Origin of the sequence: Marinobacterium sedimentorum (genome assembly GCF_024267675.1) — a bacterium.
Taxonomy (GTDB): domain Bacteria; phylum Pseudomonadota; class Gammaproteobacteria; order Pseudomonadales; family Balneatricaceae; genus Marinobacterium_A; species Marinobacterium_A sedimentorum.
On record NZ_JALDYX010000045.1, the window covers coordinates 22272 to 28643 of the forward strand.

A 6372-nucleotide genomic window follows, 5' to 3' on the forward strand; every position below is an offset into this window, starting at 1 on the left:
CTGCGCTTGTCATTATCAGGCCTGCGCCTGCCGGCAAACGGGCGCGACACAGGGGATTTGCATGACCGACAATACAGGTGACTACAAGGCGCTGCGGCGGGAGTATCAGGCTCAGGCGCTGGACAGCGGGGATCTTGCAGCTGATCCGGTGGAGCAGTTTGGGAGCTGGTTGAGCGAGATTCGCGTGCTGATGCCCACGGATGCGACTTCCATGACCCTGGCGACGGCTGATGCCACTGGCATGCCGTCGGCACGTATCGTACTGCTGAAGCATTTTGATGCCGAGGGCTTCTGCTGGTACAGCGACTACCGCAGCCACAAGGGACAGGATCTGGCCGAGAACCCGCAGGCCGAGCTGATGTTCTACTGGCCGCTGCTGGAGCGTCAGGTGCGTATTTGTGGTGTGGTGGAGCGCCTGCCGGACGCCTCGGCCCAGAGTTATTTTGCCGAGCGCCCGCTGGGCAGTCGCCTCAGTGCCGCGGTGTCGCAGCAGAGCGCTCTGGTCGACAGCCGGGCGACGCTGGAACAGCGGGTCGAGGCATTGCGCGCTCAGCACCCCGACGGGCAGGTACCCAAGCCCGAGCAGTGGGGTGGTTATCGCCTCCAGCCCCTGGCCTTTGAGTTCTGGCAGGGCCGAGAAAGCCGCCTGCACGACCGCATGCGTTACCGCTTGCAGGACGATGCCTGGATCATCGAACGACTTCAGCCCTGAGGATTGACCATGACGACCTATTTGCCCTGCCAAACCCGCGAACCCGAGGGCCCGGTGCGTGCCAGTGTTATCTGGCTACACGGTCTTGGCGCCGACGGCGGTGATTTTGTGCCAGTGGTGCCCTATCTCAACCTGGCCGCCGATGCCGGCGTGCGCTTTGTGTTCCCCAATGCGCCGGTGCGTCCGGTTACGGTTAACGGCGGCATGCGCATGCCGGCCTGGTACGATATTCTGGAAATGAACATCGACCGCAAGATCGACCAGGCCTCGCTGGATGTGTCGGCGCAGCAGATCGGGGATCTGATCGAGCGGGAGATCGCCAGCGGCGTACCCAGCGAGCGCATTTTCCTGTTCGGATTTTCCCAGGGCGGCGCCGTGGCCTATCACACAGCACTGCGCTATCCGAAAAAGCTCGGCGGTGTAGCGGCGCTGTCGACCTATCTGGCCACGGCCGATCGCATGGCGGCCGAGATGGATGCCGTCAACGCGAGCCTGCCGATTCTGATCTGTCATGGCAGCCAGGACGATGTGGTGCCGTTGCAGCTCGGCCTGCGCGCCCGCGAAGCCTTGCAGGGCCTTGGCCTGGCACCGCAATGGCACGACTACCCCATGGCCCATGAGGTCTGCCTGCCCGAGCTGCAGCAGCTGGGCGCCTGGTTAACACTGCATTTGTCTGAAAAGGAATAAACCCATGAAAGTGGCCGAAAATACCGTTGTCAGCTTCCATTACCGCCTGTTCGATGACGAGGGCGCGCTGGAGGTGGATACCCGTGATGGTGATGCCCTGCCGTACCTGCACGGTCGCGCCAACATTATTGCCGGGCTGGAGCAGGCCATGGCGGGACACGAAGCCGGCGATACCCTGCGGGTGAAGGTCGCGCCCCAGCTGGGCTACGGCCTCTATGACGATGACAAGGTACGCACGCTGGAGCTCTCCTTCTTCGAGGGGCTGGAGGATTTCGGCATCGGTTTCAGTTGTCAGCTGGAAGATGACGAAGGCACGCTGGAACTGGCCACGGTAGTGGATATCGACGATGAAGGCGTGACCGTCGACAGCAACCATCCCTATGCCGGCCGCACCCTGGATTTTGAAATCGAGATTGTCGCTGTGCGCGCCGCTACCGAGGCGGAGATCGCCAGGGGGCGGCTGGAAGATACAGCCGCATGAGTCGATTGCTGCGCGCTACATCGCTTGAAGCGCGCTGGCTGCGCCGGCCGGCACCAGGCGTTTTCTGGCTACTGTGCCTTGGCGTATTGCTGACCGGCTGCAGTCGGGAGCCGGAGTTGCCGTACTTTGCCCCCGGCACCCGGGTGCTGGCCTTTGGTGACAGCCTGACCTTTGGTACCGGCGCTAAGACCGGTCAAAGCTATCCTGCACGGGTGGCCGAGGCGACGGGCTGGGAGCTGCGAAACGCAGGTGTGCCAGGAGAGCTTGCCGAAGACGGGCTGCTGCGGTTGCAATCATTGCTGCAGGAGGACACTCCGGCACTGGTGCTGCTGTGTCATGGGGGCAACAACCTGTTGCGCGGACAGCCCGAGGATCGAATCCGTAGCCAGCTGGCAAGCATGATTGAGCTGGCCCGGGCGCAGGGCGCGCAGGTGGTCTTGCTGGGGGTGCCCAAACCCACACTGCTGATGCGAACCGCGGGTTTCTACGCCGATCTGGCCGAAGAGTACGGGCTGGTGTATCTGCCCGATGCCATTGCTGACACCCTGTCTGATCCTGCGCTCAAGTCCGATCAGGCCCACCCCAATGCTGCGGGCTATGCCTCTATCGCTGACCAGCTGGTGGTGCTGTTGCGCGAATCCGGCGCTCTATAGCGCGCTCTGGCGCAGCTGAAGCTGGGTGCCGTCACAGGTTTAGCCAGCTATTAGAGTGACGACAGTCAGCGGTGCAATGCCGCTGACTACATTTTTTCACGCCACTTCAAATCCCCGATCTGCACATTGAGCCATTCAAAGCCGATGCGTCGGGCCACGGCCGCCGCGCCATCAAGGCTCTTGAATTCGCGTTCGGATTTGCTGCGCTGCAGGTCCAGCGTCACCACTTCATTGTCCTTGGCGACAAATTTAAGCGTCCAGCCCCGGGCCATCGAGACCGGAATCGCCTGGCAGGAATCGAATACGCCAGCCTTGAAAAGAAGCTTAATCTCTCTTTCCTGCATTTTCTTAATTCCTATTTGATTGATCATTAATTAACTAGTGATAAGTATATATATGATAGTGATATATCGCAATTTTAAGGCGTTAAATTTAACTATTTAAGTTATTGTTTTTAAACGTATTTTAAATAAATTTCGGGGATTGTTTTTCGAGTTGCAACATTATCTGTAAGTATTTGATTTATATAAATAAAATAAAAATCATAAATGCATGTTTTTAGAACTTAAATGCATATGTAGATGGATCAATATATAATTTTTGATTAATCAAATTATTAATTTTGATTTATTGCCGTGATTAAGCAACGCAGCTGGCCGTACAAGGGGCACAGCGGGTTACAAGGCGGGTTCAAGCTGGGCGAAAGCAGGAGAAACAGACGAAAAGGAGCAGATAAAGGGCGATGCGCCCAGCCGGCCAGAAGGCGTTAGCCAAGCCCTGTATAGGACGGGATTACCGCTAAGGCAGAAGGAAAAATATCGTTAGGGCCAGCCGACGCCGGTCAGGCTATCAGAACCAGCCGCCGGTACTGAGATTGTCCTTGCACTGGTTGTACTGGCTGGCATAACGCCTTGAGCGCTGGTCCACCTTGTTGGCGACACCAACCAGCCAGGCTTTGCTGTTGTAGCTGGCGTTACGGTAACCGCCCCAGCCTTCGTGATAGGCCAGATACTGGTTGCGGGCATCCCACTTGGAAACGCCGGTCAGCGACTGGGTTTTATGGGTATACCAGCCAACGAAATCGATGGCATCGGCAAAATCATCCCGGGACGACCAGCTATTGTTGGTTTCCCGTTCATAGTCGCTCCAGGTGGTGGTCTTGGCCTGGCTGTAGCCATAGGCGGAGCTGGCCCGGCCGTAGGGAATCAAGCCGAGGAACCAGCGCATGGGGGGGCGCGCATCATGCCGGAAGCCGGACTCCTGATACATGATGGCCATGGACACATGCACCGGAGTCCCCCAGCGCTTGTTCATGTCCAGCGCGGCGGCATACCAGTCGCTTTTTTCTTCGAAAATGGCGCACAGGTTATCGGGTTTGCGGGGTGGTGTGCTGCTGCAGCCGGCCAGAAGTGAGGCGGTGAGCAAGCTGCACAGGGTGAATTGTCTGGATGTCCGTGGCATTGAGCAGCCCTTGTCAGATGCTGATTGCTGCTAAAGATTATCAGATTATTCAGCGGCTTAGTGGCTGGATTATAACTGTCTCAGTGGCCGGACATGCTGGAAAACAGGTTCAGCACCATCACGCCCGCCAGAATCAGGCCTATGCCCAGTACCGCGGGCCAGTCGAGGCGCTGCTGATACAGGAACCAGGCGACAATGGTAACCAGCACCACTCCCACGCCGGACCAGACCGCATAGGCAATACCGACGGGCAGGGTGCGCAGCGTCAGCGACAGGCACATAAACGAGATTCCGTAGGCGATGACGACCAGCACCGAGGGGCCGGGGCGGGTGAAACCGTCGGCGGCCTTGAGGGCCGAAGTACCTATGACCTCGGCAATAATGGCAATTATCAGATAGAACCAGTGCATTGCGATCCTCGCCCACTGAAAAGGTTTTTATTGTTGTGCAGTGCTGGCTGCTGGTCGCAGGGCAGGGGATACAGATGGCCTGCCATAGCATCTGTCGGCTCTGTTCAAGGCGCCTTTTCCCTGTGCGCGTGCAGCGCCCGACTGGTTGCTAGCGGCCTGCATGCTACACCTGCACCTTTGTGTTCTGCAAATGCACAGCCATGGTGCGACAGCGCAGGAATCCAGGCCCCTGTGTTGCCAGATGGCATATTGGTCAACGTCTTAAACGCTTTTAAAACAACATCTTAGAATAATATATAATTCATTATTCATAATTGGTATGGGCTTTGCTCTGTTCCCTGGCAGTCACGCGGACGGTGCGCATGACCGGGGTGATTGATGGCCTGTGGCACTGGGTTAGCGGCTTCGGCTTGTCCCGGGTCAGTTTGTTGCTGATGCTGTTTTATCTGCTGCTGATGGCGTTGCCGCAGATCGTGCTCTGGCTGCCGAAGCTGATGTGGTGAAGTCGTACCTGAGCTATTCGATGGTGAAGGCGCTGCGCAGGGCCTCGATGCGTTCACGGTTGACGCCCAGATCCGAATAGCCCAGGCGCGAGGCCGAACGCAGCTGAATCTGCTGCTGTTCGGCATCCAGACGAAACTCCACATCATCGATAAAGCGCAGCAACCGGCTGCGATAGGTCGCCCACAGATAGATGTCGCTGACGCTTTCAATCTGCCCGCCCTGGGCCTGAACCTGCTCCTGCAACCGTGCCCAGGCCTGAGGCGCCGGGTCTGAAAAATTCAGCGGTGCAATCCAGTCGGCGCTGTCGGGGTAGTCGCTGCCCACGCAGTTGGGCGTGCCGGGGCATGGCGCGAGGCGGCCGTTGTGCAATCCGAGGCTGGAGGGTGCCTGGGAGCTGCAGCCGGCCAGGTACAGCAGCACGGGTATCCACCAGGTCAGTCGGGAATTCTTTTTCATATTGGCCTTCTGTGGGCAGGGCGACCAGGGCGACCGGCTTCTATGCTTAGGGTTTGTTAAATCCTTATGAATCATAGCAGGCCGGCGGCCCTCATTGTCTGCCCTGGCTTGCGCAGGAGGTGAGCATGGTGGATGCCTATGGCGCGGTGGCGCCCGCGCAGATGACGCGACTGCTGGGGCGCAGCAGCGATCTGGGGGCCGGGCTGGTGGTGAACCGGTTATTGCCGCAGCGGGCGCTGCGCATGGTGGGGCCCTGGTGTTTCCTGGATCTGATCGGGCCGGTGACCTTTGCACCGGGCACAGGGCTGAACGTGGCGCCCCATCCCCATATCGGCTTGCAGACCGTGACCTGGCTGGCAAGTGGCGCCGTGCTGCACAAGGACAGCCTGGGGTATGAACAGCGTATTGCGTCTGGTCAGCTCAATCTGATGACTGCCGGCGCCGGTATTGCCCATTCCGAGGAAAGCCCGCCGGACTGCCAGGATCCCCTGTTCGGAGTGCAGTTTTGGGTGGCGCTGCCGCAAAGCGCCGAGTGTTGCGAGCCTGGCTTTGAACATCTGAGTGACCTGCCCCGGTTTGAGCGCGATGGCGTGCAGGGATGCGTGATCATGGGGTCCCTGGGACATCTGATTTCACCGGCGCGCACCTATTCGCCGCTGCTGGCGGCAGAGTTTTTAAGCGATGCTGGCGGGGAGCTGACCCAGGAGCTGGACCCCGTTTTCGATTATGGCCTTTGTGTGCTGACGGGTACTGTGACTCTGCAGGGTGAGGCCTGTTCGCCGGAGCCGTTGCAGGCCGGCGAATTCTGCTTTCTTGGCGGCGGCCGCAGCACTCTTTCGCTGTCGCTTTCACCAGGTGCGCGCTGCGTTCTGCTGGGTGGGAAGCCCTTTGCAGAGCCGGTTAAACTGTGGTGGAATTTTGTCGGGTCTCAAGAAGCAACCATTCGTGCCGCGCTGGATGACTGGAATGCGGATAGGCGCTTCCTGCCGGTGCGGGCCTATCAGGGTG

The 6372-nt window shown here is 58.9% G+C and carries 10 protein-coding genes; 6 read left to right on the forward strand and 4 right to left on the reverse strand.

Features of this window, described 5'->3' with window-relative positions; translation table 11 throughout:
* The first annotated feature begins 61 nt into the window (after window positions 1-61).
* The 4 genes from pdxH to MRS74_RS21925 are packed head-to-tail and all read left to right on the forward strand — an operon-like array spanning window position 62 to window position 2533.
* Window positions 62-712, forward strand: coding sequence for a pyridoxamine 5'-phosphate oxidase (gene pdxH / locus MRS74_RS21910; protein WP_254582419.1), 651 nt, complete (start codon window positions 62-64; stop codon window positions 710-712).
* Window positions 713-721: 9 nt separating this feature from the next.
* On the forward strand, window positions 722-1399 hold the full coding sequence (locus MRS74_RS21915; RefSeq protein ID WP_254582420.1) for an alpha/beta hydrolase: 678 nt from the start codon (window positions 722-724) through the stop codon (window positions 1397-1399).
* Between the two features lie 4 nt (window positions 1400-1403).
* Window positions 1404-1880, forward strand: coding sequence for an FKBP-type peptidyl-prolyl cis-trans isomerase (locus tag MRS74_RS21920; protein ID WP_254582421.1), 477 nt, complete (start codon window positions 1404-1406; stop codon window positions 1878-1880).
* Window positions 1877-2533: a GDSL-type esterase/lipase family protein gene (locus MRS74_RS21925; RefSeq protein ID WP_254582422.1), complete on the forward strand. Its 657-nt coding sequence runs from the start codon at window positions 1877-1879 to the stop codon at window positions 2531-2533. The genes MRS74_RS21920 and MRS74_RS21925 overlap by 4 nt, the downstream gene beginning before the upstream one ends.
* Window positions 2534-2619: 86 nt before the next feature.
* Here the strand turns inward: MRS74_RS21925 and MRS74_RS21930 are convergent, their stop codons facing one another.
* The 3 genes from MRS74_RS21930 to MRS74_RS21940 form a co-directional block, all read right to left on the reverse strand.
* Window positions 2620-2877, reverse strand: a complete 258-nt coding sequence (locus tag MRS74_RS21930; RefSeq protein ID WP_067298141.1) for a hypothetical protein — start codon at window positions 2875-2877, stop codon at window positions 2620-2622.
* Between the two features lie 505 nt (window positions 2878-3382).
* Entirely contained in the window at window positions 3383-3994 is a 612-nt protein-coding gene (locus tag MRS74_RS21935) for a transglycosylase SLT domain-containing protein (RefSeq protein WP_254582423.1), read from the reverse strand.
* 80 nt (window positions 3995-4074) lie between these two features.
* Window positions 4075-4404 carry a DMT family transporter gene (locus tag MRS74_RS21940; RefSeq protein ID WP_254582424.1) on the reverse strand — a complete coding sequence of 110 codons (330 nt, stop codon included), beginning with the start codon at window positions 4402-4404 and terminating at the stop codon, window positions 4075-4077.
* A 362-nt stretch (window positions 4405-4766) separates the two neighbouring features.
* On the opposite strand from MRS74_RS21940, the gene MRS74_RS21945 reads away from it, so the two are divergent.
* Complete coding sequence (locus tag MRS74_RS21945; RefSeq protein WP_254582425.1) at window positions 4767-4907, forward strand: hypothetical protein; 141 nt, start codon at window positions 4767-4769, stop codon at window positions 4905-4907.
* Between the two features lie 13 nt (window positions 4908-4920).
* Here the strand turns inward: MRS74_RS21945 and MRS74_RS21950 are convergent, their stop codons facing one another.
* Window positions 4921-5364 carry a DUF1499 domain-containing protein gene (locus tag MRS74_RS21950; protein WP_254582426.1) on the reverse strand — a complete coding sequence of 148 codons (444 nt, stop codon included), beginning with the start codon at window positions 5362-5364 and terminating at the stop codon, window positions 4921-4923.
* 125 nt (window positions 5365-5489) lie between these two features.
* Here MRS74_RS21950 and MRS74_RS21955 point away from each other — a divergent pair.
* Window positions 5490-6372 (forward strand): pirin family protein (locus MRS74_RS21955; RefSeq protein ID WP_254582427.1); only part of this gene is annotated, 883 nt, incomplete at its 3' end.